Genomic DNA, 26478 nt, shown 5'->3' on the forward strand with positions numbered 1-26478 from the left:
CCACGTTAGTCAACCTCAACATCACATGGAGGATGTCATGGAATATTTGGAAAGAGACCCTGGAGTCAGGAACGTGGGATATGAGTCGTTGGTCTGGGTGCGGGATGACAAAGGCAGGGAGTTCAGTTGTTCCCTGGATGCAGACCGCGGAGGTATTCGTTCCATCAACGACTTAACCGCGCACGAGCGATCAACCTGCATGGATGTGAACGTGCTCATCGGCACTGAGCGGTGGTAGACGCTCAGCGAGCCACATAATCTGTCAAAGCAAGGCCCCAAGCGGGCCTTACTTTTTTTGCCGCCTGCATTCCTGGCGCGAACCGGCTCAGCCAGGCCGCCGCCCGGGTCAGAAATTGATCTTCACGCCCATGTTGACGGTATATCCGCTCACATCGATATGTTCACCCAGACCGCCATCCAATTCCTGGGAGCGATAAATCACCTCTCCGAACAGTTTGACGATCGGAAAGGGCACCCACTCGATACCGCCGCCCAGGTATCCCCCCAGACTCGAATCCACGTCGTGGTGATCGGCATCGGCATAGATGAAGGACAGGCCGCCGAGGGCGTAAGGATTGATGGAGGCGTCGGGCAGCAGGTGCAGTTGCAGGCCCAGGTCCACCGGAACCATGGTGAGTTCGTCATCGTGGCCCAAATCGCTGTCTTCGGCAAGGTAGATTCGGCCGTCGAACCGCAGGTGATCGGTGAGCAGAGGCATGCCCAACCCGATGCCAGCACACCAGGTGCCTTCAGCATCGCCCTTATCCCAATAACTGCCAAATCCATAGAGGTCGAGTGCCGGAGCTGGTGTCCCGGTGAAGGCAATCAGACACCCGGCGCCAAACAGCAGGCCGACGATGGTTTTTTTTGTAATATGCACGGTATTTCGTTCAATTGAGGTGGAAAGATTGCCTCGCAGAGCTGTAAGAACGCATCAGAACTCTTTTGCCGTTCAAAATCATTGTCGGCAAGTCTTACGAAGGAGTGCCTATTCCGGTGGAAGCCGGCCACCTCTTCCAGTGATTCCGGCCACCCCGGTCGGAGCGTAGCGACGCGGTTGTTTATGGTGTCTCTACTTGCTGTCGTGTTGTTCTGTCAATGGGGTCTTTTTCCGCATCGATCCTCCTTTGAGTTTCAGGGTGTGGGCATTGTGGACCAGTCGGTCAAGGATTGCGTCCGCCGTAGTGGGGTCACCAATGTGTTCATGCCAGTGCTCAAGCGGGAGTTGACTGGTGACCAGTGTGGAGCGCAGTCCATGGCGATCCTCTAAAATTTCTAAAAAATCATAGCGCTGTTCTCTGGTGAACGGCGCCAGGCCATAATCATCGAGGATCAGCAGGTCGGTTTTGGCGAAGGTGGCCAGGAGCTTGATGTAGCGACCGTCGCCTCTGGCTAGGGCGAGATCGGCAAAGAGGCGTGCAACCCTCAGATACAGCACGCTGAACCCTTCCCGACAAGCGGTGTGGGAAAGGGCACAGGCCAGGTACGATTTGCCCACGCCGGTGGGACCGGTGATGAGCAGGTTCTGCTTCTGCTTGATCCATTGACAGGTGGCCAGTTGCAGCACCTGCGACCGGTCCAGGCCACGGGGGTGTTTGAAATCGATATCTTCAATAACCGCATTCTGCCGAAGTTTGGCTTTGCGGAGCCGGGCCTGCATTTGCCTGGTTTGACGGAGATCGGTCTCCCGGTCGACCAAAAGACCAAGTCGCTGTTCAAACGACAACTCGTTGATCTCCGGCTGTTGCCATTGCTGCTTCAACGCCTGGACCATTCCACGCAACCGAAGTGATTCCAGTTTATCGAGGGTTGGATGAGTCAACATGGCGCCTCCTTACTGCAACGTGGGGTGGTAATAGTGAGGGCCGCGGATGTTGTCGTGAACCACAGGGCTCGGAGCCGCCACCTCCTCCTCATTGGCCTTGTCCAGACCGTTTTTGAGGATGGAGTCAATGCTGCGGAAAGAGACCGCACCGATGACCAGCGCCCGGCCGCAGGCCTGCTCCAGCCGGTCGTTGCCATAGCTCTTGCCTAAACGAAGAATGCCCATCAAGCTGCGATAGGCCTGTTGAGGATGCACGCGGGAGGCCAGGATTTTTTCGGTGAGTTGCGTGGTCAGTGGGCCGATCTTGGCTGCCCAGCGGAGAAACCGTTCCGGTGTCCACTGTTGATACTGCCGGTGCGCCGGCGGCATGTGCTCGGTTACCGTGGTGTGGCGGCCCTTGTCCCGACTGCGTTGATGACTGGCAACCCGTTGTCCCCGGTCAAAACATTCGATTACGGACGAGGTGATGCGGATGTCGAGCCGCTTTTTCACCAGCCGGGAGGGGACGCTGTAATAATGCCCGTCTACTTCGACGTGATAATCGATATGCACCGTGGCCTTCTTCCACAGAGCAAACTCGTACGGTGTGGCCGGCAAAGGCTTAAGGGCCGGTTGGTCGAGGCTGTGGAACAGGCTTTGGCGTGAACCGGGAAGTTTCTGGAAGGGTTTGGTGTTGAGTGCGTGCAGGTGTTGGCTGATGGCCTGGTTCAACTCCGCAAGGGAGAAGAACCGTTGGTGCCGCAGTTTGGCCAGGATCTGCCGTTCAACGATCTGAACCGCAGTTTCCACCTTGGCTTTGTCGCGTGGGGCGCGAACCCGGGCCGGCAGGACCGCCACACCGTACTGCGTGGCCATGTCCTGATAGGTGGGGTTCAACTCTGGCTCGTAGCGGCAGGTTTTGCTCACACCGCTTTTGAGGTTGTCAGGAACCACCACCTCTGGGACACCACCGAGAAAAGCAAAGCAACGAACGTGCGAACCGATCCAGTCCGGCAGTCCCTGGCTCCAGGTCGCCTCGCAGTACGTCAGGTTACTGGCTCCCAAAGTGGCGACAAAAATCTCTGCTTTGCGGATCTCACCGGTCTTGCCCTCCAATACCTCCATGGTCTGACCGGCATAGTCGACAAACAGCTTCTCTCCGGCGCGATGTTCCTGACGCATCACCGGGTCGACGGTGCCCCGCCACCGTTCGTACTGCTGACAAAACCAGCTGTATTGGCACCCCTCCGGATGCTTTTCTTTGTACTCCTGCCAGAGCAGGGCCAAAGTTACGCCTTTATGCCGCAGCTCCCGTTGTACTTCGACCCAATCGGGTTGCGGCAGGCTTTGTTGCCTTTCGGGGCTTACCGAGGGAAACAGTCGTTGCTCCAACCCCTTCTCATCCAGTCCGTCAGGCAACGGCCAGGAAAGCCCTGCAGCCTGGGCGCGCAGCAGGTAATCCGCCACCGTGCTCCGGCTCACCGACACACTCAAGGCCACCTCTCGATTGCTCAATCCGTGGCCATACTTTAACCGCAGTATTTCGTAAATCTTGCGCATGGATAATCTCTCCGCCGGCATCTTGCCCTCCCGAAAAAAAGGAGACCAGATACCAGGCATTATCCCGCGCCGCTACCCCCTCAATGAGGTGGCCGGATTCGACCGGAATCAGTGGCCGCTTTCAAACGGAATACCCGGCCGACTTGAAACGGAATCAGTGGCCGGCTTGCTCCGGAATACGCAAGCCCCTCCTTTTACGCCGCAACGGGGAGTTCATTTGCAGCGGAACCATCTTCCTGAACACCAGCAATCCCAACCTTATCGAGGACAAAATCTGCAGCTTGCTGGGCTTTGGCAGCAGCGGTGAAGATGGCCTTGCTTTCGCCTTGGAGGATCTGCAGCCAGTGGTGGATATACTCCGGATGCCGCATGTTCTCAAAGGGGATGCCGGTGTGGGCACCAAGGAAGGCAGCGCCGATCTCGGCAACCAGTTCCTCGAAGGCATAGCCAAGATCACCGAACCGGGTGCCGAACACCCGGTTCAACCGGTCGGGATGCCCGGTCCAATGGCAGATTTCATGGTAGCCAGTGGCGTAATAGAAATCATCATGCTCGAAGCTGGATCGATGCGGCAGAATCACCATATCCGGACCCGGCAGATAGCAGGCCTTGTTGCCGCCGTGCTTCAAATTCGGCAGAGCCAGGATCTGCTCCGCCAGTTGGTTGCATGCGTCCACATCCGGTGCATCATGTTCAACCAGCGGCGGCAGGTCCACCCCCTCGCACTGCTCCACATTGAACACCGTGTAGCTGCGGGCAAAGGGGATCAGCTTCCGCTCCTGTTCGTCATCGGTCAGTGCGTCCTGTGCCGCATCGCCGTCCCGGTCCCTGGCGGGCAGGAACTTCCAGAAAACAATGGCCGCTCCTTTCTCACCCTTGCGGACATGGCCGCCCAGTTGCTCGGCATTGCGAAAGGTGAGCCATCGGGGATCGACATGACCACGGGCCAGCGCCACCAGGTTGAGCAAGAGGACGTTCATCCCCCGGTAGGGCCGGTTGGTGAGCGCATTGCGGAAGGGTCCGTAATGAACCGTTTGCCAGGGCTTGGCCCAGGGATTGACGCCGTCTTCCAGGGCAGTGATGATCTTGGCGGTGATTTCTTCGTAGATGGATATTTTTTGATTGTCCATAGTCTTGCTCCTTGGGTGCAGGGGACGAACCCATCGGGTCGTCCCCAATGGGTGTCAGGCGCTGTGATGGCCGGTTTCGGAAAGGGAGAGGACCTCTTCGCCCACGATCAGATGATCGAGCACCCGAACATCGATCACCTTGAGGATCTCGGTCAGGGTGCGGGTGAGTTCCAGATCCTCCTTGCTGGGCTGGATACCGCCGGAGGGGTGATTATGGGCAATGATCACCGACGCTGCATTGAGCGTTAGCGCCTCCTTGACCACCTCGCGGGGATGGACCGAGTTGCGGTTGATCGAACCCCGGAACATCTCCCGCCAGGCCAGCACCTGATGCCGGCTGTCGAGAAACAGGCAACCGAACACCTCGTACTCCAGGCCGGTAAGCTTGAGCCCGATGGCCTCCTTGGCGGCGGTGGGCGACAGGATCGCGGCCCCTCGCCGGAACTGATATCCGCTGAGCTTACGAGCTTCGGAGAGAATGGTTTCCTTGGGTGCGGGTTGATAATCGCCGCAGGGATCTTTGATGTAGAGCATGTGTGCCTCCTATGGACGAGGCACAACAGCCCATCGGGGCAGTGTGCCCCGTCTGGGATTGGTTTGAGTGCAAATAGTGGTCAAGCAGCCTGGCGGACCTCGGCCAAGACGAAGTGGCCAAGGTGGGGCGGCTTGTAGAGACGAATGGGTTTATGGTTGATCTCGCCATGACCCTGGCGGTCATAGCTGCCGATCCGGCGGTCTTGCCAATAGATCACCCCGGCTTGCGGTCGGAACCGGTTGCCGTCCACATAGGCCACCGCCGTATTACCCCGGAGATAGACCCTCCCCCTGATCACCAGCTCGTGGCGGACCAGGGCGGTTTGCCCGTCGGGGGAACTGATGGTGGTCGTAGTGGTCACCCGGGTTTCCTCGGTGGTGGTCACGCTTTCGGTCTCATCGAGATCGAGCACCGAGGCGAGTTCCAGCTGGCGATACCGGCTCCAGGCGGTGGTGACATCCTCTACCGGCTGCTGGTCGGTTAGGGCCTTGGCCAGCTCGTAAAGCATGCTGTTCTCCGATTCGGAAAGCGCGGCCAACCCTTGACCCGAGAGTTCGCCCTCAACTGCGAGCGAGGTCTCCATCTTCTGGGCCATGAGGCTGAGCGCCTTATCCTGCATGGTTTCGGCATAGGCCAGGTAGAAGACCCGGACCGGCAGGTTCTGACCAATCCGCCAGCTACGGCGGCTGGCCTGCCTGAGGGTGAATACCGAATAGCCGCATTGGAAGAAAACGATGGTCGGGAAGTCGAGCAGATCCAGACCGGTCTTGACCAGGTTGGGGTTGCAGAGCAGACAGTCGTACTGGCCGGTCTCCAGATGATCCTTTAACCAGCTTTCCCGGTTTTCCGGTTTGACCGCCTGGCCCCGCAGCACCAAAGGAGCAAAACCATGGTGGTGCAGCTTGTCCACCAGGGTGGGCACCAGGTCGCGGGTACCGGTGTGTTCGAGAAAGACCGCCACCTTGCGGCCCTGTTTGCGTTCCGTGGTCAGGATCTCCAACAACCGCTTTTCCTTGGCCAGAAGGTTGATCTCCAGGGCCGGAGCCGAGGCGATCAGTTCCTCTACGCCACCGCGTTCGAGATAAACCCGTTCGCCGAAGCGGCAACCATCCGGATAGGCAAGCAAACTTTGCAGCATCTTGCCCAAGAGCCGCATGTCGCCGCAGGCGAGAGCCTTGCGGGTGGCAGCGACCAGGGTGTTGGAGAGATCGAAATAATGGGTTTGCAGTGTGTCATCCATCGGGGTGGTGACGATGATTTCTTCGTAGTCGGGCAGGGCCTGGCTGACATCGTTCAGCCGGACAAAGGCGGAACGCTCCAACAAGAGATCCGGAAGCAACAGGGGGGAAATCCCCGGTGCCTCCTTGACCCGGGCCTTACCAGTCTTGCGGCCAATGCTGGCCTGATTCCAGTCGGGGCCCAGATCATCGGCTTCGTAGGTGCGTTCCACCACCCCGTAGCGTTCGGCAAATCCGAGGGTGCGACCGTATTCAAAACCGGCTTGCACCATCTGCCGGGGAAACATCCGCCAGAGAAGGTAGAACAAATCGCGACTATAGCCGCCCATGAGGGTGACGGTCAGCGCCAGCACCTTACGGGAACGGGCGATCAGGCAGGACATGGCCTGGCCCTGGGCAGTGCCGCCTCCCTTGAGTTCATGGACCTCGTCAAGGATGACGAGGATCAAAGAAGCCCTTGGGAAGATAGCGTTTGATGAACTCAGCCTTGGCATAGCGCCGGTTGCGTCTACCGTCGGCCGACCACATCCGGGCCTGGCAATGTTCGCAGACCGGGGCCGGGTCATTCACATTCAAAAAGACCTGAGCACCGCAGTCCGGGCAGCAGGTTGCTCCTTGCCGGACCATGAAGCCGGGCTTGCGCTGGTAGTGCAGCTTGGCGCGCTCCTTGCCCAGCACCCAGATTTCGGTGCCCCGTGGTTTTGCAGGTTTTCGTTTATGATCGAGCAACAGGGTCATGTCTCGGCCGTTGAGGTTGATGCAGGTGCAGCCGGGAAGGGTTGCTTCCGCCTCCCGGATCCACTTGCGCACCAGATGACCGGGGCATTGAATGAGGATGCGCTTGGCCGGTTTGGGATCGAGCGCGGCCACGGCCAGGCTCATGATCGTCTTACCCGCTCCCATCTCGCCCACCAGGAAGGCACCTTTGCAGTCCTCCTTGTAGAGCGTCCGGGCAATGGGCAGGATGCCGCAGCGGATCTGAGCCTCAAACGGGGTGCGCTTGAGTTGGCCCAGTTGTTCGCGTGCCTGCGCATCCCACTGATCTTCACCCTTGGGCTGATAGATCGGGTGCATGGTGGTGATGACCTGGGACTTGAGTACCTCGCCCCATTGGTCGAGAAATTCGCTTAAAGGGATGTCCATCGTCTGTCCTCCATGGGGAAGACAAACGATCCCCGTCAGGGGACCGAATGCCTCCCCTGATCGGGTTGTGTTTGAGTTCGTTTAACCGAGATAGCCGAGCCGGATGCCTTCCAGAATCCGTTCCTCCAATGCCTCTTCCTGCCAACTGATCTTCCAGGCTTGCCGTAGGTGCGGATTGCCAAAGGAATAGAGCCGTTCTGGTTGTAGGACCTCGTCCCACAGCCAGTCGCGCCACTCAGGCTTCAGCGGCATGGTGGTGCTGTTGTCCAAACGGTGATGGGCCTGCTGCTTGACCGCTGCCATGTCCTCGCCAAAGACGATGACCGAGCAGGTGGTCTCGGTGTGCTGGGCCTTGCGTTCGAATTGTTCGGCGCTGATCAGTACCTTGTTGACCACATCGCCGATCTTCCGTGCCCGGATGGAGCGGATGGTGCCTGGAGTACGGCCCAACTCCAAGGGAGTGGGTTCGATCCCGGAGATGCGGCTGAAGCCGCCGTTGTAGAAGTGGGCCGAGGTGGCCTGGATCTGGGCCGGGCTGCCGACCAGACTGAGCAGGTAAGCCCGCGCCTGATCCGCCTCGATACTGGCGATGAGACCGTCACAGTAGGTGACAAAACCGTTGCTGCGGATGGTGAGATAGTCGTGCATGATGCCTCCTGAAAAAAGAGGGAGACATCCCCACCGGGGAAGACTCCCCCCATGGGTTGGTGTAATTGAAAATTTAAAAACCTCAGCGGATGATCAGCATTTCGGCCTTGGCCATGTCGATGGCCTTGACCGTGGGCTGGTACAGGTCACGGGTGGTGACCATGGTGTCGCCGCTGTTGTTTTCGGCGATGGAGTGTATTTTTTCCGTCTTGTGGACCACGCCCTTGATCACCAGCCGGTGGCCGGCCATCTCGATCTCGCCGTTCATATAACCGCCGGCAAGCATCAGGGCCAGATGGCCGTTTTTCAACGGCGCCAAAGGCCGGATGGAGTGGCACTGTCCGGGCGCCAGATCGTGGGTGAGCAGATCCGCCAACAGCCCGCTCTTGCGAACCAGGGGGATGGCTTCCCTCGGATCGATCCGGCTGCACCTGAAGGTGCAGGGATGTTTGGGAGCGGGGATAATCAGCCGCTCTGTACAGCTTGCCAACTGCGGAGCCGTGGCCAGAAAGATCTCCGGCGTCATGCCGGCGATGCAATTCAGCTCCTGCTCCATGTGGGCTGCCTTGGCCTTGGTCACCAGCGAGCGTTTCCGCCCGATCACCAAACACTGATGGAAGGTGTGGAACTCCTCTTCCGGAAAGGCGTAGACCTGAAGGCCCGAGAAATGCCGGGCCAGAACCGAGGCGCAGGCGACGAGCACTGTGTAGGGGACAACCAGCACCAGCCAGCCGTCCTTGTACAGGGTTTCCTGAAAGCGTCTAAGAAAGAGCACTTCCAGCCGCTGGGCCTGGGCTTCCGGCTCCAGACTGTAGTCATAGGGTGGATTGAGATAGAGAAGGCCAAAGGCTCCGGGCGAGATCCGCATTTCCACCAAGGCGTCGCCCCAGAGGAGATGGTGGATGCGTTGCCGTGCCTCAGTTGCCCGATCATGATCCAGTTCAATGCCGTAGGTGATGGCACCTGTTCCATCCGCCAGTGCGGCAAGGGTTTGTCCCTCGCCACAGCAGGGGTCGAGAATGCGGGCGTCCTCTTCGATATCAAGCAGTTCTTTGAGTTGGCCACGGATGCTCTCCGGTGTCGGATAAAAGCCTGCCTTGGCCTGTGAACCCAGTCGTGCCATGGTGTTCTCCTGTTTGGTTAGGGTATGCGTGCCTTTTCGATCTCGACCACGAAATGGATCTGCGCGGTCTGGCCGATCATGCAGGCATCCAGGCCCTCTAATCGGGCCAGGTGCAGCAGGTCGGTCAACAGATCGATGATGGCGGTTTCGAGGATATCCATGGGTTCGCCCTTGCTCAGGCACTATTGATCAAGCGCCTGCCGGGCGGATTCGGTACGTCGTGTCATGGTCATTCTCCCTGGTTGCGTTTAATCTCCAGTTGCTGCCAATCGGGGAAGAGGCTTTCCAGCATGGTGCGAGCCGCAGTGGCTGTACCGGTGGAAGTCGCCAGATCCCGCAGGGCAACAAACAGAACCGGGGCGGCCTGGAGCAGGCGAATGTTGCCGGCTTCATGCCGTGCCACCAGCAGACTGCGCCGGTCGCCTTCCTCTGTGGAGAGGTCATAGCCCTGGTCGCACCATGTCTGTTGCTCATGACGGACTTCACGGATGACATATCCGCCTTCGGTGTCCGGATGGGATGCAATGGTCCAGGGAAAAGGGGTGCAGAATGATGGTTCTGCATGTGGGTGTTCCTGTTGGTTGGGTAGGTAGTTCATGTGGTGCTCCTGATGATCAAAATGAGAGGGCCTGAACCCCACGGATGTGGAGTTCAGGCCTGGGGTGTTGTGTGGCTGCAATGCGTGGCAATCAGAACGGTACGTCGTCAGAGGGTGGTGGTTCCTGGCCGTCTTCCGGTGGAACCGGAATATCGGTTCGTTCACCGCCGCCCAGCATCTTCATCTCACGGGCAATGATTTCCGTGGTGAAGCGGGTGACACCTTCTGCGTCTTGCCATTTGCGGGTCTGTAAACGGCCCTCCAGGTAGACACGGGAGCCTTTCGAGAGGTACTCGGAGCAGATTTCGGCCAGGCGACCGAAGGCAACGATGCGATGCCATTCGGTCGATTCCTGCGCCTTACCTTCGTTATCCTTCCACCGTTCGGTGGTGGCGATGCGGAAGGTGGCCACTGCGACCTGGGTCTTGGTGTAACAGGTGTCAACGTCTGCGCCTAAATTGCCGATCAGCATGGTCTTGTTCAACATGAGGGTTCTCCTTGAAGAATGAGAGGGTAGCTCTCCCCACCATGGGAAGAGATTTGGGTGCGATTTGGGAAACCTGAGTTCAAGCGGCTTTCTTGACCTCCAGGAAGGCGTAGGAGCTGCTCTTCTGGAAATCATTGAGCGAGTGGCCGTAGCCTTGGAGGAACTGGTTGAGCTGGTCCGCATCCAGTGACTTCCTGGTGCGAACCGCCTTACGCAGCAGATGGCCGCAAGTCTTGAGCGGACCGCGTTGGGCCACGATGGCCAGCAGATTGCTCTTGCGGTAATTGACCTCGGCCTCCAGATCTTTTTGCTGGTGCTGTAATTCCAGGAGGACTTCGACACTCTCGGTCAGCTCGCGCACCTCTTCAGCCTCGAACTTGGGGCAGTCCAGGAGGAAGGGGCAGTAGCCGCAGAGCGGTCCTACCTCCATGGAGGGGGTAGCCAAATCACCTGCACTGTAGGCTTGGTATTGGTTCCAGATGGTAGCGGCCCGGTCGATCAGGCCGTGATAGATGGTGTCCTGGGGCGTGTAGCCGCCAAAGAGTCGCATTCCCTGATCACCGAAGTTGACTGCCAGGATGGCGCCTTTCTCCACGGTGTAGTCGGGGAAGCTGTCGGCCAGCAGTCCCATTTGCAGATAGAGTTGGGTCTCCCAAGCGCCGTAGGGGTGTTCCGGGATGTTCTCCGGTGCTTTCACCTCCAGGACCGCCATGGTCTTGCGCACTTCCGAGATGAAGACAAAATCGAGATGGGCCATGACCGGGACAGCGCCCGCATGACGAACCTCGGTTTGTCGCTGGAAGTTGCTGAAACCAGCGATCATGAAGGCAGCGGCAACCACTTCCTCGGCCATGTGACCGCGCCGCTGCCGCAGCAGGGTAACCAGGTCGGCCTCCGGGGCATGGAGTTTTCTGAGAATGGTTTTGCGTGGGCAGGCGCCGATGTCGGAAGCCCCGAGATAGGTACTCCGATCACCGAGTGTTGCCTCGGTCTGTTGGATGGCAAGCTGCTGGAGAGCGGCCTGCAGGGTGAGCATTAACTGATCTGACATGGTTGGATCCTCCTGAAAAAATGAGGGAGGATACACGGATTCCCGCCGAGGGAATGGTATCGCTCCCTCTGGGGCTGGGTGATGTTGTGGTGATTAAGCTGCTTGCTTCATCCAGGTTTTTCCGGTCTTATCCCATTGAAAGCCTGCGGCCTTGAGCAGTTCCTTCTTGTCGAAGAGATGGTCGCCGATGGCGATGATCACCCCTTGACGATGCTCGAAGCTGACGCCGGCGATCCTAGGCAGGGTTGCCGAGGGATCGCTTTGATTGGCAGGTGGTTCAGTGGGTTGGCTTCTGGATGCAGGTTTGGTTTTCGGTTGAGGGTTGGATTGCGTTGCGGGTGGCGAAGTTCGTTGCGTTCCCTGAAGGAAGACGTTCTTCAACAGGCCCTTGTAGGCATCGCTGCCGATGGACAACAGTGACATGCATTTCTGAATAGCATCGGTGATCGCCCCTTTCTGGGCATCGCCGACATTGCCTTTGACGATCTGCATCTGTCCCTTGTGCGAGCCCTTGCACATCCAGTCACCGTCGATTTTCACAAACAATCGAACTTCAGCGACCGCCTGGGTCTCAAAAATCTCCTCCTTGGTCAGTTCGTACCGCCAGTTCTCCGGACCGAGCACCTCATTGACGCTGTCAAAGACGTACTGCGGCCGAAAACCGTACTTGATCTGACCGATCACGTTACCGCCCTTGTCGGTCATCTTGATTTCCTGAATCGCCTCGATGCCGAATGTTCGCAAGCGTTCGTTGATCGACTGGATCTGTTCCTGCAATGGTGCCATGGTGTTGCCTCCTTATGAGTATGGGGGAGCAAGACGTCATGGCTCCGCCGGGAGCATGACGTAACAGCTCCCGATGGATGAGTGGGGTGGGGTATGTATTGAAAGAAACGATAGGATCAGTCATTCCGAGAACGCGCAAAGAGAATGCGGGTGCGAAAAGACAGGGAAAAAGCTATCGATTCAACGGAGAAAAGAGAATGAGGGGAACGAATCGAGCGATTCGTTTGCAGGGGGGCTTGCGCGACTCTTCCAGGTCAAAGAAAAACGTTCGCCTCTGCGATTAAACGTCTTTGGTCGAGGAAAGGCAGCGCTGCGTACTACTGGAGTTCAAGAACACGAAAATCGTGTTCAGCTAAGCCCTGGAAAGGGGTATCTCATTGGAAATGAGCCAAAATTTCTTATAAAAAACTTCTATACTCATAAATATTACTCCGGCGATTAAACAACTAAATCGTTCTGGTGAACAATACGATAACCATCGTAAAAACAGTAAATTAACCGGATGGGCTTTCAAATATTTCACTGTTTAGTCACCGGAGCAATAGCAAGACGAATATTTAGAAAAAGTTGAATATATGGACATTGGCACCAAACGATACAATGTCCACATATTCAGCCAGTTCCATCAAAACGCAAATTTGACGGCAGTGATCAAGGTGGTAGTTTTATCGGTATTTTCACCCCACAGGCCCTGCTGGACACCAACATTCACCCGTAACGTGTCGTTGATCGGCATGATCAGTCCGGCGGTCACCGCAAGCACTTGTGCATCGTTCTCGTCAGAAAGCGCATCGTGGCCATAATTCAGTTCCACCTCCGGTTGCAGCCAGGGCAGCATCTGATAGCCCAGCGCCAAGTCTGCGTTGAACGTACCCCTGGCATTTTCCCGCTTGCAGCCGATGGGCAGGACAAAACCGATATCGCCGTTGAGGGTCCATTTCCCCAAATCCTTGGTCGCGACCAGGGTCTGGTTGAAGCTCCAATATTCCTGACTGGTACCGATCTCGCTCTGATCCGAACTGTTGCCGGTCGGGAGGGTCATTCCGGCGATATAGGCGATCTCCAAGTGCTGCTCCTCGTTGCTATAAAAACGGTAGCGGCCGCTCACCTCCAGGTCGGTGAAGTCTTCGCCCCGAAAAGGACCGGTCAGCCCACCGTCGCCGTCGAAATCGTTGTCGTTGTCCTTGATCCAACTGTACCCCCCATTTATGTTGATATCGACGTTATCGACCACACCGGCGGTGAACGAGAGGCCGAGGTTGTGTTCCCGATAAAGCCCTCGGCCATGAGCATGGCCACCGGCATCCCAGAATCGCTCGGAGCGGGTTGTCGCAAAAGAGGGTTCCAGTTCGAAGTGACCTGGATCGACAGGCGAGGCGTCGGCGGTGTTGATCTTGCCGTGCTCAACACTGATTTCGTCAGCATCGGATTGTGCCGCCTGCACTGCTTGGGCAAACCCCAGCAGGCAGGCCAAGGCGACTGTGATTGTTGGTTGCGACATATTGACTCCTTGTTATCTTAGCGTATTTGTACAGAAGTGTTGATTCCGGCGCCTTGCTGGAACACAAATCTTTCATTGTTCATTATGGCCAACTAATTTTCTCCTTTTAGGCTTGTTAGATGCTATAAGTCTTATTACTGAAGAATATCATTAGACGGATGCGTCAGGAGAGACGTCTGGGCTTCAACACTGTCCATGGAGGCTTCGATGGCGGCATAGAGCAGGTCAACAGTCAGGTCATTGGGGTGTCTCTGGAGACGAGTTGCAAGATATATCAAATTTTCCAGAGTTTTTCCGGATAGCTCAAGGGTAATATGTGCTGTTTTCATTCTATGTTCCCCCTTGCACTCTCTTGCAAGATATGAGATTCTATCGACCGTCATGGTACAATGGCTCAGTTTTTTGCTAAAAGACCCTTGTCGTCCAGCTGCAAGCTACTACTTCCCCTGATAACTGATAGAATGGGTCCCTGGTAACTTTTTCCGGCCTTATATTGAAGTGGCGTTCTGTCGGCAAACGGAGCGCCCGGAGTGACATGGCAACCGGATACAATCCTTGGGCACGGAAAAAGTTACCGGGACTTCATTCGATTCGTAGCTCACTGTTTGTCCACAGTCATTAGGATTTACATTCAAACACGGCAATCAATTGCTGCACCGCCGCCACCGCCGGCAGGGAACCGCCTGCCACACTGCGCTCGATGTCCTTGATGATCCGGTTCACCCCCGGGTGCTTGGCAAAGAGCGAGCGCAGGTGGTCATCGACCATGTCGTGCACCCACTTGATGCTTTGCTCCCGACGATGCCGCTCAAACACGCCGGATTTGCTCGTAATCTCGCGGTATTTGCCGATCACCTTCCAGATTGCATCGATGCCCTCGTTGGCCATGGCCGAACAGGTGTAGGCGTGCGAGATCCAGCCCTCGGTGGAGGGTTGCAGGTAATGCAGGGCGCGTTCATATTCCGCCCGTGCCGTTTCGGCGATCAGCTTGTTCTTGCCGTCGGCCTTGTTGATCACCAGGGCGTCGGCCAGTTCCATGATGCCCTTCTTGATCCCTTGGAGTTCATCACCGGCTCCGGCCAGCATCAAGAGTAGAAAAAAATCGACCATGGAACGCACCGTGGTCTCGCTCTGGCCCACGCCCACGGTCTCGATCAGCACCACGTCAAAACCCGCCGCCTCGCAAACCAGCATGGTCTCGCGGGTCTTGCGCGCCACCCCGCCCAGGGTGGACCCGGCGGGCGAAGGGCGAATGAAGCAGCGCTCGTCCCGGCTCAACCGCTCCATGCGGGTCTTGTCGCCGAGGATCGAGCCGCCGGAGATGGAGCTGGACGGATCCACCGCCAGGACCGCCACCTTATGGCCCTGCTCGATCAGATGGCAGCCAAAGGTTTCGATAAAGGTGGACTTGCCCACCCCCGGCACGCCGGTGATGCCCACCCGGATGGAGTTGCCGGTGAACGGCAGGAGGATTTTCAGCACTTCCTGCGCTTTTTCGATATGCTGGGCCGCATTGGATTCCACCAGGGTGATGGCACGGCCCAGCACGGCCCTATCTCCCTGGCGCACACCGTCGGCGTATTCCTGGGCACTCAGTTGCGGCCGGCGGTGACGGACGGCGGGTTTGACCACCTGTTCCGTGCCCTTGTAGCTGCTGATACCGTCATGTCCGGCTTCCACCCCATCCATCACCCGGCAGGCAAAGCCCTCGCAGTTACCCTCCGGTGCCCATTCCGGCATTTTGGTGTTCAATGTCATTGCTCCTCCTGTGCAAAGGGTTGAAGAAGGGGCATCCCCGCACGGTGCAGCGCAAGGGTGCCCCTTGAGGGATGCGCCTTCCCTATTCAGCGTGCAAACGCGCCTTCAACTCCTCCAGGATCTTCATCGCCGCCACCGGAATGACCGTGCCCGGTCCGAAGATGGCCGCAGCCCCGTGGTCGCGCAGGAATTGATAATCCGGGGCCGGGATAACGCCGCCGATGACGCACATGATGTCCGGCCGTCCCAGCTTCTCCAACTCCTGCACCAGGGCCGGCAACAGAGTCTTGTGACCGGCGGCCAGCGAGCTGAAACCAACAATGTGGGCATCGTTCTCCACCGCCTGACGGGCGGCCTCCTCCGGGGTCTGGAACAGCGGGCCGATATCAACGTCAAACCCCAGATCGGCAAAGGCAGTGGAGATGACCTTGGCACCGCGGTCGTGGCCGTCCTGGCCCATCTTGGCCACCATGATGCGTGGCCGCCGGCCTTCCATCTCCTCGAACTCCTTGGTCATCTGGATAACCTTCTGCACCTCTTCCTTCTCGCTGAATTCCGCCTTGTAGACGCCTGAAATCGATCGAATCACGGCCGTATGCCTCCCCCATTTCTTTTCCAGGGCAAAACTGATTTCACCCAGTGAGGCCCGGGCCCGGGCCGCCTCGATAGACAGGGCCAACAGATTGCCCTCGCCGGTCTCGGCGCAGTGGGTCAGGGCATTGAGTGCTGCCTGACACTTGGGTTCATCACGCTCGGCCTTGAGCTTGGCCAGCCGCTTGAGCTGAGCCTCGCGCACCGCGGTGTTGTCGACCTCCAGGGTATCGAGGGCATCCTCCTTGTCCAGGCAGTAACTGTTGACGCCGACAATCTTCTCGCGGCCGGAGTCGATACCCGCCTGGCGACGAGCCGCAGCCTCCTCGATGCGCATCTTGGGCAGACCGGTCTCGATGGCCTTGGCCATGCCGCCCAGGCTCTCGACCTCCTGAATCAGATCCCAGCCGCGCTTCATAATGGCGCCGGTGAGTGCTTCCAGATAAAACGAACCGCCCCAGGGGTCAGCCGGACGGAGGATGTTGGTCTCGTCCTGCAAATACAACTGGGTATTGCGGGCAATACGCGCCGAGAACTCGGTGGGCAGGGCGATGGCCTCGTCCAGTGAGTTGGTGTGCATCGATTGGGTATGGCCCAAAGCTGCAGCCATACCCTCGATCACCGTGCGGCAGACATTGTTAAAGGGGTCGCCCTCGGTGAGGCTCCAGCCCGAGGTCTGGCTGTGGGTACGCAGGGGCAGGGATTTGACGTTTTGCGGGTTAAAGCTCTTGATGATCTTGGCCCACAACACCCGGGCCGCGCGCATCTTGGCGATCTCCATGAAGTAGTTCATGCCCTGCGCCCAGAAAAAGGACAGCCGCGGGGCAAAGGTGTCGATGCTCATGCCGGCGGCCACACCGGCGCGAGCATAATCCCAGCCGTCGGCCAGGGTGTAGGCCATCTCGATATCCGAGGTGGCGCCGGCCTCCTCCATGTGGTAGCCCGAAATACTGATACTGTTGTACTTGGGCATGTTTTTCGAGGTGTAGGCAAAGATGTCGGAGATAATGCGCATTGAGTTCGCCGGCGGATAGATGTAGGTGTTGCGCACCATGTATTCCTTGAGGATGTCGTTCTGGATGGTGCCGCCCAGTTGCGACTGCTTCACCCCCTGCTCCTCGGCGGCAACAATGTAAAAGGCCATGATCGGCAGCACTGCCCCGTTCATGGTCATGGACACCGTCATCTGATCCAGCGGAATACCGGCAAAGAGCACGTTCATATCCAGGATCGAATCCACGGCCACGCCGGCCTTGCCAACATCGCCGACCACGCGCGGATGATCCGAGTCGTAACCGCGATGGGTGGCGAGGTCAAAGGCGATTGATAATCCCATCTGGCCGGCGGCCAGGTTGCGGCGGTAGAAGGCATTGCTCTCCTCGGCGGTGGAGAAACCGGCGTACTGACGTACGGTCCAGGGCCGCTGCACGAACATGGTGCCGTAGGGCCCGCGCAGGTAGGGTGGAATACCGGCCATGTAGCTGAGGTGGTCCAGACCGTCGTAATCCTTACGAGTGTAAACCGGTTTGACATCGATCTGTTCAACCGTGCGCCAGGCCAGTTCCTCGGCGGTGAGGCCGGTCTCCTTCTTGACCTTGGCGGCCCAGGCCTGATAATCCATGGGCGCAGACACGGGTTTGAAGCCAATGGTGGTAAAATCCGGCGCACTCATGCGATCACCTCCAGGTGTTGTTGCAGTTTGGTGAGCAGTTCCAGGGCATTGACGCGGACGTGCAGGAACTCGTCCACCCCGGCCTCCTTGAAGGCATCGACAAGGTCTTTGGGAAAACCAGCGAGGATGATCATCATGCCGGGATCAGCGGCCTTGAGCTCCTGGGCTAATGGAGGAACAATCTCCGGGTAAGTGGCATCGGTGGAGCAGATGACCACCGCCTTGGCTCCGGAGGCCAGCGTCGCCTGGACGGCTTCGTCCACGGTGGCGAACCCGTTGTTGCCGATGGTCTCAAAGGCACCGACATTGAAAAAGGCGGTGGAGAAATCGGCCCGGGCCTTGTGCTGGGGGATGGGTCCCATGTTGGCAAGGAACAGTTTGGGAGTGGCACCGGTGCGGGCGGTAAAGGCCTCGGTGGCCCGGCGGATCTTCTCAAAGGGCTCGGCGCCGCGATGGATGTTGAGCGGGGTGATAGCAATCTCCCGGCTATCGCCCTGCAAGGCTCCGGCCACCATGCCCAGGGTGGCCCCCTGGCGGAAGGCGGCAATGGCCCGGGCCATCAGTTCGCCATCGAGAGTGGAAAGTCGATCGCGCAACGCGGCCAGCGCCGCGCCGCAGGCCTGGCTGTCAACGGTCCCGGCATGGGCCTTGACCGCCTGGATGCGTTTGTCTTGGAATCCCCGGTGGTCGAAGGGCTCGGCCTCCAGCCGTTTTTCCGCGAGGTTGGGGTACATGTTGGTGCCGACGAAACGGTCGGTGCGGGTGGCGACGTTCTTGGCCCGCTGGGCGGCGGTCTGGGCCACGGCTCCCTGGGGCATGCCCTGCTCAAGGGCCGCCAGCATGCCGCCGGCCGCCTCGATATCCTGGAACAGCTTCCAGGCTTTTTCCGCCAACTGGGCAGTGATTTTCTCCACATACCAGCAACCGCCGGCCGGATCGACCACCTTGTCGAAATGGCCTTCTTCCTTGAGCACGATGTGGACATTGCGGGCGATACGGCGGGAAAACTCGTTGGGGGTGCGGAAGATCTCATCAAAGGGGCTGACGTGCATGCTATCGACACCGCCGGCAATACCGGAGAAGGCCTCGGTGGAGACGCGCAGCATGTTGACCCAGGGATCGACCTCGGTCTTGTTCCAGGTGGCGGTGCGGGCATGGATAACCATTTTCTGCGCCTCAACATCGCCGTCAAAGGAGGCGACCACCTGCGACCAGGCCAGGCGTGCGGCGCGGAACTTGGCAATCTCCATGAAGAAGTCATTGCCGATGGCAAACTCAAAACTCATCCGCGCGGCGATGTCGTTGATGGCCAGTCCACGCTCCTGCAGAGCGCGGATATAGGCCACACCGGTTGCCAGGGCAAAGGCAATGTCCTGGACCGCGTTGCCGCCGCTGTTGCGGTACCCATCGGTGCCCACAGTGATGGTGCGCAGCTTGGGCGCATGGGCCATGGCCCAGCGGGTGAGTTGTGCCATGCGGTCATAGGCAGTGGCCAGGGAGGAGCTGAGTGTACCCTCCACCGCCAGTACGCCCAGGGGATCAACCACCAGCGATCCCTGGAGATCGGCCAGCGATTGCCCCTGTTCCTCAACCAGGGCGGCGATGAGGGCTGCAGGGGCAATCCCCAAAGGTCCACAGGTGAGACGACAGGGTTGGGCGGTCAGGTCGATCCCGGCGAAGGCGGCTTTGGCATCCGTCAAGCTGGAGAGCGACAACCCCTTTTTGCCGACCAAATCCGCCGGGGCCTGCTCAGGATCCAGGCCACGTAGGCTGGCGCAGTCGAGTACGATATTGAGGCTGTTCTGGCCACGACTGAGATCGTATTGCGCGGCCTGGTTGAACGCCTCGGCATCGGCCAGGGTGATCTCCTGGGCAATGTTCCAGGCATTGATCCTGTGGCCTGAAGCGCTCGTGCCGCGCATGTAGGGCGCCTCCCCCGGCAGGCTATCCACCTGGGGCAGGCCGTCAAGATCGTGGACAAAGTACATCGGCTGGATGTCGATACCTTCGTAACTTTTCTTGACCAGGGTCTTGTCAAAGGGTTTGCCCTTCAACTCCTTTTCCACCGCCGCCAGCCACTCGGCATGGGTATTGGCCGGAAAATCCTTGAGAATGTCCAATGCTGTTCCCATTTTTACTCCTTGTTGCTTGGTTAACAAAAAACCCCCGGCCCTTTCGGACCAGGGGTTCCCCTGTCTCTGCACCATCGATGACGCGCAGGACTTGCGCCTGCACAGGTGCTGGGATCAACAACGGGAACCACGGCCGCTTACGCTGATCAAAAAATCGGCAGGTCTTCTGGCTTTCGGATCAGCCTACTCTCCGCGTCTTCCCGATCAAATCGATCAGTGACATGCTACGGATTTCGTCCCCGATTACAGCGGCCGGACCGCAACGGACTTGCACCGTTTTCCCTGTTAGGCCATAAAAAATGGCACCGATTTTTTTGTACAAACAATGAGTTAAAACTGTACCGCCTGACTACATCGGACCAACATCTCCCCAATATTTTCCACGACAAAACGGCAAAAAAAAAATCCCCGGATCAATATAAAATTGATCCGGGGATGCCCTGGTTTATCCACGTATCGGTGCCCTCCCTGGTCCAAGGGGAAAGCGCTAGTCATCTTTTCAGGCAGGTCTTCTGACTTCCGGATCAACCTACTTGCTGCGCCTTCCCAACCTTTTGGTCAGTGACATCATGCAGCGTTCGTCCCCGGATACAGCGGCGGGCCCGTCCCCGATTCTCACGGGGTTCCCTTTTCATCCTTGCGGAGCCTGAAAATGTATAATCCTTACAACAGCAAACGCGTTCACCTAAACGGTTTGCATTTCTTTTGTCAAGTGCAAAAAAAGGAGCTGTTTTGTTCAGCATGCCTACGCCAACCCGCGCCCAAGACAGAAAACCGAGCCTGGCCATGGCTTCTCGCCAGGACAAGGTGCAGAGGAACATACCTGGCAATTATTCTGTGACCGGGCTGTGGAACTCCCAAACAAACCATATCAGACAAAGGGGAATACGTTCAGCGATTGATGGACATGGTGACGGTAACGATTTGCTGGCCCGTGTCGAACAACCCCAGGACAGTCGAGCAAGAACATTCATTTGATACCTGAACTGCTTTCGACAGCGTGCTGTAACACTGGGCTAATTGGGGCGTGCGTACCCAGTTTTTTTGACCAAGTCCCTCTTCCAGGGCCTCATCAACCTCGGCTAAATACTCCTCGGACTCCTTTCGATAGACTGCATACCCCAGGAAATTGGTGCCCTCGGGAAAGCCTAGCGTCTTGCGCAACTCCTCCACAGAGGGTTTCTCCGCACCGGACTTCTTCACGAGGTCTTTTTTCTTCTTCACGCCGGACAACTTCATTTTTCCCATGCAATACCACGTACTGTTTCATTAAAATTTAACGCCCCAATGCTGGAGAACTCTTGCCGTTCCTCACCTGAACTCGATGGCATGACCAGGATTTGCTGATCGTGGAGGCTCCAGGAAATTCTCTGCGGAAGGGGCACCGGATCACTGCAATAATCAAGCTTTGGCCCTTGGAGTCACTTTCGCATTACCCCTTGGGGATTTTTTTTCAAATGTATAAAGGTACAAAGATTCAACCTTATCTCTCGCCCATTGTGTTTTCCGTAAAAACTTCAGCGATGAATTGATGGATGGATCACTCTTGAAACAATTGATCTTGATTTTCTGGGCGAGGCCTTCCCAGCCGTAATGTTCGACTAATCGGGTGACCGCCATTTCTAGGGTAATACCGTGTAATGGATTGTTTTCTTGCTTGGTACTCATGCTGTGAATTGTATTATCCTTCTAGGGAGGTGTAGAGCGCATAACGGTGAAATAACCTGCCGGCCAAGTTTGCTGCCCACCTATTAAGAACGCGGCTATTTCCGGTCAGGTTTATTGACTTGATATGCTATTTTTCATGCTTTAAAAAAACATCTGTCGTTCTTTTTTTGAATTGATCAGCTATATACTCAGAAATTTTCTCCTTTGATTTCAGCTTAGTATACCCTAAGCTGTAGTGACTTATGATTTGTTTAAGTTCATCAACAGTCAATTCATTCAAAAGAGCAATTATTTCTTCCTTGTTATGGTTTTTCGAGAAAGAAAACAAGTCAGTGTCTTTCATGGCACTTGGCAAACCATGAGGCTTTTCTTTTGCTTGTGGAGGAGCCTCTGCCTCTACTTCCTTATCCAATATAGACATTAAGATTTCAGGCTTTGATACAATAATTTCACCAAGCGCCTGCAATACTTTTCCAAATATCTTGATGTCGTTCTTGCTAATATTACTCATCTCATTCTCCTAACCTTTTAAGAAGCTCGTTTGTAATATTTGTGATTAATTGCTGTGTCTGCCGCCAATCACTTTTCCCTTTTGCAGTTTGGGAAGTTAAAAATGGCCTAGAGTCTATTGGTGCTTCGGCGACAGAAATTCGCTGAGGAAATTCAGAATCGAAAATATATTCGCTTAGTTCTCCTGCTCTCAACTCAGTCATTGTTGAACTATGTAAATTTGTACGATAATCGATTTTGGTAAAAATTATTCCACCAAGTTCAATCTCGCATGTTTTTTTCTTTTTTCTGAAATTTTCTATACGGTTAAGGATTAAGCTTATCCCTATTTTTGAAAGTATATCTGGTACAGTAGGAACAATGTAGTAATCACTTATAGTAATACCATTAAGAGTGATAGCACCTAAATTTGGAGGACAATCAATTATTATATAATCGTAATTTGATTTGATGTCTGAAATAGCATTACCAACGACATCGACATGACTAACATATGCTTTATTATCCATGTCTGGAATTGCGTCTTGTATTTCTACCAAATAAAGGCTTGAAGGCAACAAATCGAGACCTTCAATGCTGCCAACATTTGTTAATAATGCCTTATTAATGTTAAACCTATCCGTCCCATTTAGCATGTCGTCAAACAAGTGATAAAGAGTTTGGCATTTGTTATGCCGATCTTGCCATTCTTCTTGGTCAATAACCGAAATAGTTGCGTTTGTTTGCGGGTCTAGATCAATCAGCAGAACTCTATATTCCTTAATCTTAGCAAGAGTTGCGGCAATATTTACAGCGGTAGTCGTTTTCCCGACACCACCTTTAAGATTAATAAAACTTACTATTTTCGCCATAATTGTCTCCTGTGTTTAATTCAAGCATAACAAGTACGGGTAGGTTGGGGTGAGGAACGAACCCCAACAGAGTCAGCCCACAACACGATATCACTAACAGGACCGCAAGGAACAGCCCTGCCCCAACCGATTAAACCTCTAATTTTCGGCAAGAGAGCCAACACTACCCAGAATCAACAAGGAGAGCGAGGAGAAACAACACTCAGTCGAAGCAGCAAAAAAACCACCGCAACCGTCCGAGCCCGTGAGTCGTGAAGATGCTGGCTCCGCAATTCTCGGCACCAACCATTTTTTCCCTAATATTCGCCAGGTTATTTTCGGTTGACACGGTATTCCCTGATGGATACGTTGCCATGCAAGACGGCCGGCAAAGCAGCAAGCCGTTGAAAAAATACTATGATGACCGCCAAAACTCTGCTTGAAGAGGGAGATCTCTCCCTTGTGGTCGAGATGACACCCAGGTGGCCCGGTATCCCTCGGAACGACCGGCAATGACACAACGAAATTGCGCCGAAGACACTCTCTCCAAGGATTGACAACCATCACGCTCCCCTGTGAAGGGAGCCATTACCCAAACTGCAAACGCATTCTGCAAACACAAGAGGACTTGCCCATGAAACGCGCCATCTGCATCCATCCCCCCCTTGCAACCATCAGAAAGTGGTTGGGGACGCTCTTGCTTGTTGCCGTATTTGCCGTCTCCAGTTGTGCGGCTGAGCAGCAGGGACCGTTGAAAGTTGGGATGGAGTTGGCCTACCCCCCGTTTGAGATGACCAACACCACCGGCAAACCAGCCGGGGTCAGTGTTGATCTGGCCAAGGCGCTTGGCATCAGTCTGGGCAGGGAGATCAAGATAGAGAACATGAGTTTTGACGGCCTCATCCCTGCGCTTAAGACCGGCAAGATCGACATCATCCTTTCCTCGATGACCGCCACCGCAGAGCGGGCACAGTCCATCGACTTTTCCGAGCCGTATCTGCAAACCGGGCTCTGTTTGCTGGTGCGCAAAGATTCTGCGGTGCAAACCATTGCGGATCTTGACCAGGACGGCATGACGGTTGCCGTGAAGAAAGGCACCACCGGGCACAACTATGCCAGCAAGGCATTGAAAAAAGCCAAGCTACTGGTCCTTGACAAGGAGGCAGCGGCGGTGCTTGAGGTTGTCCAGGGCAAGGCCGATGCCTTTATTTACGATCAGATGTCCACCTACAGCAACTGGAAGCGCAACCCGCAGACCACCCGCGCCCTCCTCAAACCCTTTCAGCAGGAATCATGGGCCATTGGCATCCGCAAAGATAACACCGCCCTCAAGGAGGAGATCAATCGTTTCCTCAAGGACTATCGGGCCAAGGGCGGCTTTGACAAGCTCGGCGACACCTGGCTGCTGGAGCAGAAACAGGAATTCAAGCGGCTTGGCTATCCGTTTTTCCTGTAATCGCCAGGCCAAAGCATGGGCAGATTGACCCTCTGGTGGCGGATGGAGGACAACGAGGCGCCGTCGCTGCTCTCGCGGCTCCTGGCCTTTGCCCTGGTCCTCCTCCTGCTCTCGGCACTGTTCTTTTTTTCCTTCAGCCAGTTGCAGTATGGGTGGAACTGGACTGCGGTCTGGCAGTATCGGCAGAAATTTCTGCACGGCTGGATGACCACCCTACTGATTTCCGTCGCGGCGCTTGGCCTCAGCCTGCTGATTAGTGTCTTTTTCGCCCTCGCCCGCCGCTCCCGCCTGTTGCCGCTGCGCTATCTGGCCATGCTCTATATCGAAGGAGTGCGCGGCACCCCGCTTCTGGTGCAGATTCTGGTCTTTTTTTACGTGGTGGCGGATGCCTTTGGCATCAATAATCGCTATGTTGTCGGCATTCTCACCCTGGCCTTCTTTGCCGGGGCCTATCTGAGCGAGATTATTCGGGCGGGCATCGAGAGTATCGGTGAATCGCAAATAGAATCCGCACGCGCCATTGGCCTGAGCCCCTTGCAGACCTACCGTTTTGTCATCCTCCCACAGGTGGTGCGGCGGATTTTGCCGCCCCTAGCCGGTCAATTCGCCTCGCTGGTCAAAGACTCCTCGCTGCTTTCGATCATTGCCGTCAGTGAATTCACCCTCAACGCCCAGGAGGTCAACGCCTTTACCTATAGCACGCTGGAAAGCTATCTGCCGCTGGCCGTTGGCTATTTGGTGTTGACCCTCCCCATTTCCCTGTTCAGCCGCCACCTGGAACAGAAATTTCGCTATGCAACTTAGCCTGACGCATCTCAGTAAATCCTATAATGGCCACCGGGTGTTGGACGATATTTCCATTGAACTGCCGGATGTGCATGCCCTGGTCATCATTGGCCCCTCGGGAGGTGGCAAGACAACCCTGCTGCGCACGATTGCCGGCCTGGAGCGACCTGATTGCGGACAAATATGCATCAACGGCCAACCGCTGCTCTTTGATGCGGCAAGCCTACTCCTCCATCGTCGCAGCATCGGCACGGTCTTTCAGGCCTTCAACCTCTTTCCGCACCTGAGTGCGCTTGACAATATCATGCTGCCGCTTGAGCAGGCGCAGGGATATACGCACGAGCAGGCCCTGGCAACGGCCCAGGCCATGCTGCACCGGTTTCAACTGACAGCCCATGCCGACAAGAAACCGGCCCAGTTATCCGGCGGCCAGCAACAGCGGGTGGCCATTGCCCGCGCCATCGCCATCAAACCACGGTTTCTGCTCTTCGACGAACCGACCTCGGCCCTTGACCCGGAGATAACCTCAGAGGTGCTTGATATTATCAAGGAATTGCAAGAGGAGGGGCGCGATTTGCTGCTGATCACCCATCACATGGGATTTGCCCGCACCGCAGCGGACCATTGTCTCTTTGTTGCAGAGGGAAAAATCAGGGAAAGCGGCAGTGTCGAGCGCCTCTTTGACCACCCGCAAAGCGAACAACTGCAGCAGTTTTTGGGAAGGGTCACCCGCTATAATTAATACCCGGTGGAAAACCACATCCTTTGACCAAGGCGGTGCCCGCAGAGCTGCAAGGTTGATCATTTTTGGGTGTGGCGTAACAAGCTACGAGCCCTACCAGGATCAGTGCATAACACCATCGATCACTGCCCGGACCGCAAAGAACATCCCCGCCCCCAACGACAGCACCCGTCCCAACCGCTTCAGCCTCTGGTTTTCGACAAGATAGCCCCCAAACCCCAGGGGCAGCAGGTAGAGCGAGGTGCCCAGGAAAAAGGCAAGGAAGAACAGAGCCGCCGCCAACGGGCCAATGCCCTGGCCCCAGACCCAGGTGAGGGCGAGAAGAAACGGCGGGCAGAGGGAAAAGCCGGTCAGCGCGCCCAAGAGCAGCGGCGAGGCAACGCCACCCATGACCGAGCAGCCGAAGCGGCAGGAGAACCGCCGCAACAGTCCGAGCCCGTGGGCCATGAGCAACAGCGCCAGCAGCAGGCTCATCCAGGGGGCGAGCAAGCCACTGACCGCTTGCAGGGAATGACCGCTCAGCCCGGCAAGCATGCCAACCAGGGTGTAGGCACTCAGGCGGCCGCAGAGGAAGCGGCCCAGCAGCGGCCAGGCAAAGCGTCTTGCAACAGGCGATGGCGCAGTGGTGAGCATTACCGGCACCAGGGCCGGGACGCAGGCGACCAGACAGGCCGGACCGTTAGTCAGACCCAGCAGCAGCCCGGTTCCGGTTATTTCCAGGCCGGTCAT

Annotated in this window: 27 protein-coding genes and 2 riboswitches; of the genes, 3 read left to right on the forward strand and 24 right to left on the reverse strand. The window is 56.6% G+C overall.

The features are described from left to right. Positions 1–346 precede the first annotated feature (346 nt). The 23 genes from DESPR_RS15400 to DESPR_RS15500 form a co-directional block, all read right to left on the reverse strand. A complete protein-coding gene (locus DESPR_RS15400; RefSeq protein ID WP_015725726.1) occupies positions 347–880 on the reverse strand; it encodes an outer membrane beta-barrel protein in 534 nt (177 codons plus the stop codon). A gap of 192 nt (positions 881–1072) precedes the next feature. Next, positions 1073–1825: an IS21-like element helper ATPase IstB gene (gene istB / locus DESPR_RS15405; RefSeq protein WP_015725727.1), complete on the reverse strand. Its 753-nt coding sequence runs from the start codon at positions 1823–1825 to the stop codon at positions 1073–1075. A gap of 9 nt (positions 1826–1834) precedes the next feature. Beyond that, positions 1835–3385 carry an IS21 family transposase gene (istA, locus tag DESPR_RS15410; RefSeq protein ID WP_015725728.1) on the reverse strand — a complete coding sequence of 517 codons (1551 nt, stop codon included), beginning with the start codon at positions 3383–3385 and terminating at the stop codon, positions 1835–1837. A gap of 173 nt (positions 3386–3558) precedes the next feature. Then, positions 3559–4494, reverse strand: coding sequence for an ArdC family protein (locus DESPR_RS15415; protein ID WP_015725729.1), 936 nt, complete (start codon positions 4492–4494; stop codon positions 3559–3561). 54 nt (positions 4495–4548) lie between these two features. Then, positions 4549–5028 carry a RadC family protein gene (gene radC, locus DESPR_RS15420; protein ID WP_015725730.1) on the reverse strand — a complete coding sequence of 160 codons (480 nt, stop codon included), beginning with the start codon at positions 5026–5028 and terminating at the stop codon, positions 4549–4551. Positions 5029–5108: 80 nt separating this feature from the next. Continuing rightward, the gene (locus DESPR_RS15425) at positions 5109–6716 is read right to left on the reverse strand and encodes a helicase-related protein (RefSeq protein WP_015725731.1); all 1608 of its coding nucleotides are present in this window, start codon (positions 6714–6716) and stop codon (positions 5109–5111) included. Further along, a complete protein-coding gene (locus tag DESPR_RS18615) occupies positions 6697–7410 on the reverse strand; it encodes a helicase (protein ID WP_015725732.1) in 714 nt (237 codons plus the stop codon). Before DESPR_RS18615 ends, DESPR_RS15425 begins: the two co-directional genes overlap by 20 nt. 81 nt (positions 7411–7491) lie before the next feature. Then, on the reverse strand, positions 7492–8058 hold the full coding sequence (locus tag DESPR_RS15435) for a hypothetical protein (RefSeq protein ID WP_015725733.1): 567 nt from the start codon (positions 8056–8058) through the stop codon (positions 7492–7494). An 82-nt stretch (positions 8059–8140) separates the two neighbouring features. Continuing rightward, positions 8141–9265: a DUF6094 domain-containing protein gene (locus tag DESPR_RS15440; RefSeq protein WP_425513488.1), complete on the reverse strand. Its 1125-nt coding sequence runs from the start codon at positions 9263–9265 to the stop codon at positions 8141–8143. After that, complete coding sequence (locus tag DESPR_RS18620) at positions 9199–9342, reverse strand: hypothetical protein (protein ID WP_015725735.1); 144 nt, start codon at positions 9340–9342, stop codon at positions 9199–9201. The genes DESPR_RS15440 and DESPR_RS18620 overlap by 67 nt, the downstream gene beginning before the upstream one ends. A gap of 68 nt (positions 9343–9410) precedes the next feature. Beyond that, positions 9411–9779, reverse strand: coding sequence for a hypothetical protein (locus DESPR_RS15445; RefSeq protein WP_015725736.1), 369 nt, complete (start codon positions 9777–9779; stop codon positions 9411–9413). Between the two features lie 91 nt (positions 9780–9870). Beyond that, positions 9871–10266 (reverse strand): single-stranded DNA-binding protein, encoded by a 396-nt coding sequence (locus tag DESPR_RS15450; RefSeq protein ID WP_015725737.1) that lies wholly within the window; start codon positions 10264–10266, stop codon positions 9871–9873. 79 nt (positions 10267–10345) lie between these two features. Then, complete coding sequence (locus DESPR_RS15455) at positions 10346–11317, reverse strand: hypothetical protein (protein ID WP_015725738.1); 972 nt, start codon at positions 11315–11317, stop codon at positions 10346–10348. Between the two features lie 93 nt (positions 11318–11410). Beyond that, positions 11411–12103 (reverse strand): hypothetical protein, encoded by a 693-nt coding sequence (locus DESPR_RS15460; RefSeq protein WP_015725739.1) that lies wholly within the window; start codon positions 12101–12103, stop codon positions 11411–11413. Positions 12104–12728: 625 nt separating this feature from the next. Then, the gene (locus DESPR_RS15465; protein ID WP_015725740.1) at positions 12729–13604 is read right to left on the reverse strand and encodes a transporter; all 876 of its coding nucleotides are present in this window, start codon (positions 13602–13604) and stop codon (positions 12729–12731) included. A gap of 134 nt (positions 13605–13738) precedes the next feature. Next, complete coding sequence (locus DESPR_RS15470; protein ID WP_043770228.1) at positions 13739–13933, reverse strand: hypothetical protein; 195 nt, start codon at positions 13931–13933, stop codon at positions 13739–13741. Positions 13934–14222: 289 nt separating this feature from the next. Next, positions 14223–15362 carry a methylmalonyl Co-A mutase-associated GTPase MeaB gene (gene meaB, locus DESPR_RS15475; RefSeq protein WP_015725742.1) on the reverse strand — a complete coding sequence of 380 codons (1140 nt, stop codon included), beginning with the start codon at positions 15360–15362 and terminating at the stop codon, positions 14223–14225. Between the two features lie 82 nt (positions 15363–15444). Beyond that, the gene (gene scpA / locus DESPR_RS15480; protein ID WP_015725743.1) at positions 15445–17625 is read right to left on the reverse strand and encodes a methylmalonyl-CoA mutase; all 2181 of its coding nucleotides are present in this window, start codon (positions 17623–17625) and stop codon (positions 15445–15447) included. Further along, a complete protein-coding gene (locus DESPR_RS15485) occupies positions 17622–19757 on the reverse strand; it encodes a methylmalonyl-CoA mutase family protein (RefSeq protein WP_015725744.1) in 2136 nt (711 codons plus the stop codon). The genes scpA and DESPR_RS15485 overlap by 4 nt, the downstream gene beginning before the upstream one ends. 139 nt (positions 19758–19896) lie before the next feature. Further along, positions 19897–20082: riboswitch (cobalamin riboswitch) on the reverse strand. 160 nt (positions 20083–20242) lie between these two features. Next, a riboswitch (cobalamin riboswitch) is annotated at positions 20243–20422 on the reverse strand. 226 nt (positions 20423–20648) lie between these two features. Next, positions 20649–21005: a hypothetical protein gene (locus DESPR_RS15490; protein ID WP_015725745.1), complete on the reverse strand. Its 357-nt coding sequence runs from the start codon at positions 21003–21005 to the stop codon at positions 20649–20651. Positions 21006–21158: 153 nt separating this feature from the next. Next, a complete protein-coding gene (locus DESPR_RS18090) occupies positions 21159–21425 on the reverse strand; it encodes a VF530 family protein (RefSeq protein ID WP_015725746.1) in 267 nt (88 codons plus the stop codon). A 127-nt stretch (positions 21426–21552) separates the two neighbouring features. After that, complete coding sequence (locus DESPR_RS15495) at positions 21553–21936, reverse strand: hypothetical protein (protein WP_015725747.1); 384 nt, start codon at positions 21934–21936, stop codon at positions 21553–21555. Position 21937: 1 nt separating this feature from the next. Beyond that, positions 21938–22786 carry a ParA family protein gene (locus DESPR_RS15500; protein WP_015725748.1) on the reverse strand — a complete coding sequence of 283 codons (849 nt, stop codon included), beginning with the start codon at positions 22784–22786 and terminating at the stop codon, positions 21938–21940. A gap of 613 nt (positions 22787–23399) precedes the next feature. Between DESPR_RS15500 and DESPR_RS15505 the strand changes: the two genes are divergently transcribed. From DESPR_RS15505 to DESPR_RS15515, 3 genes are read left to right on the forward strand one after another with little or no spacing between them, the layout of a single operon-like run. Continuing rightward, the gene (locus DESPR_RS15505) at positions 23400–24221 is read left to right on the forward strand and encodes a transporter substrate-binding domain-containing protein (protein WP_015725749.1); all 822 of its coding nucleotides are present in this window, start codon (positions 23400–23402) and stop codon (positions 24219–24221) included. Between the two features lie 15 nt (positions 24222–24236). Then, entirely contained in the window at positions 24237–25025 is a 789-nt protein-coding gene (locus tag DESPR_RS15510; RefSeq protein ID WP_015725750.1) for an amino acid ABC transporter permease, read from the forward strand. Continuing rightward, positions 25015–25749, forward strand: a complete 735-nt coding sequence (locus DESPR_RS15515; protein ID WP_015725751.1) for an amino acid ABC transporter ATP-binding protein — start codon at positions 25015–25017, stop codon at positions 25747–25749. Before DESPR_RS15510 ends, DESPR_RS15515 begins: the two co-directional genes overlap by 11 nt. Before the next feature lie 102 nt (positions 25750–25851). Here DESPR_RS15515 and DESPR_RS15520 read toward each other — a convergent pair whose 3' ends face one another. Further along, positions 25852–26478, reverse strand: coding sequence for an urease accessory protein UreH domain-containing protein (locus DESPR_RS15520; protein WP_015725752.1), 627 nt, complete (start codon positions 26476–26478; stop codon positions 25852–25854).

This window comes from Desulfobulbus propionicus DSM 2032, from assembly GCF_000186885.1.
In the GTDB taxonomy this organism is placed as follows: Bacteria; Desulfobacterota; Desulfobulbia; order Desulfobulbales; family Desulfobulbaceae; genus Desulfobulbus; species Desulfobulbus propionicus.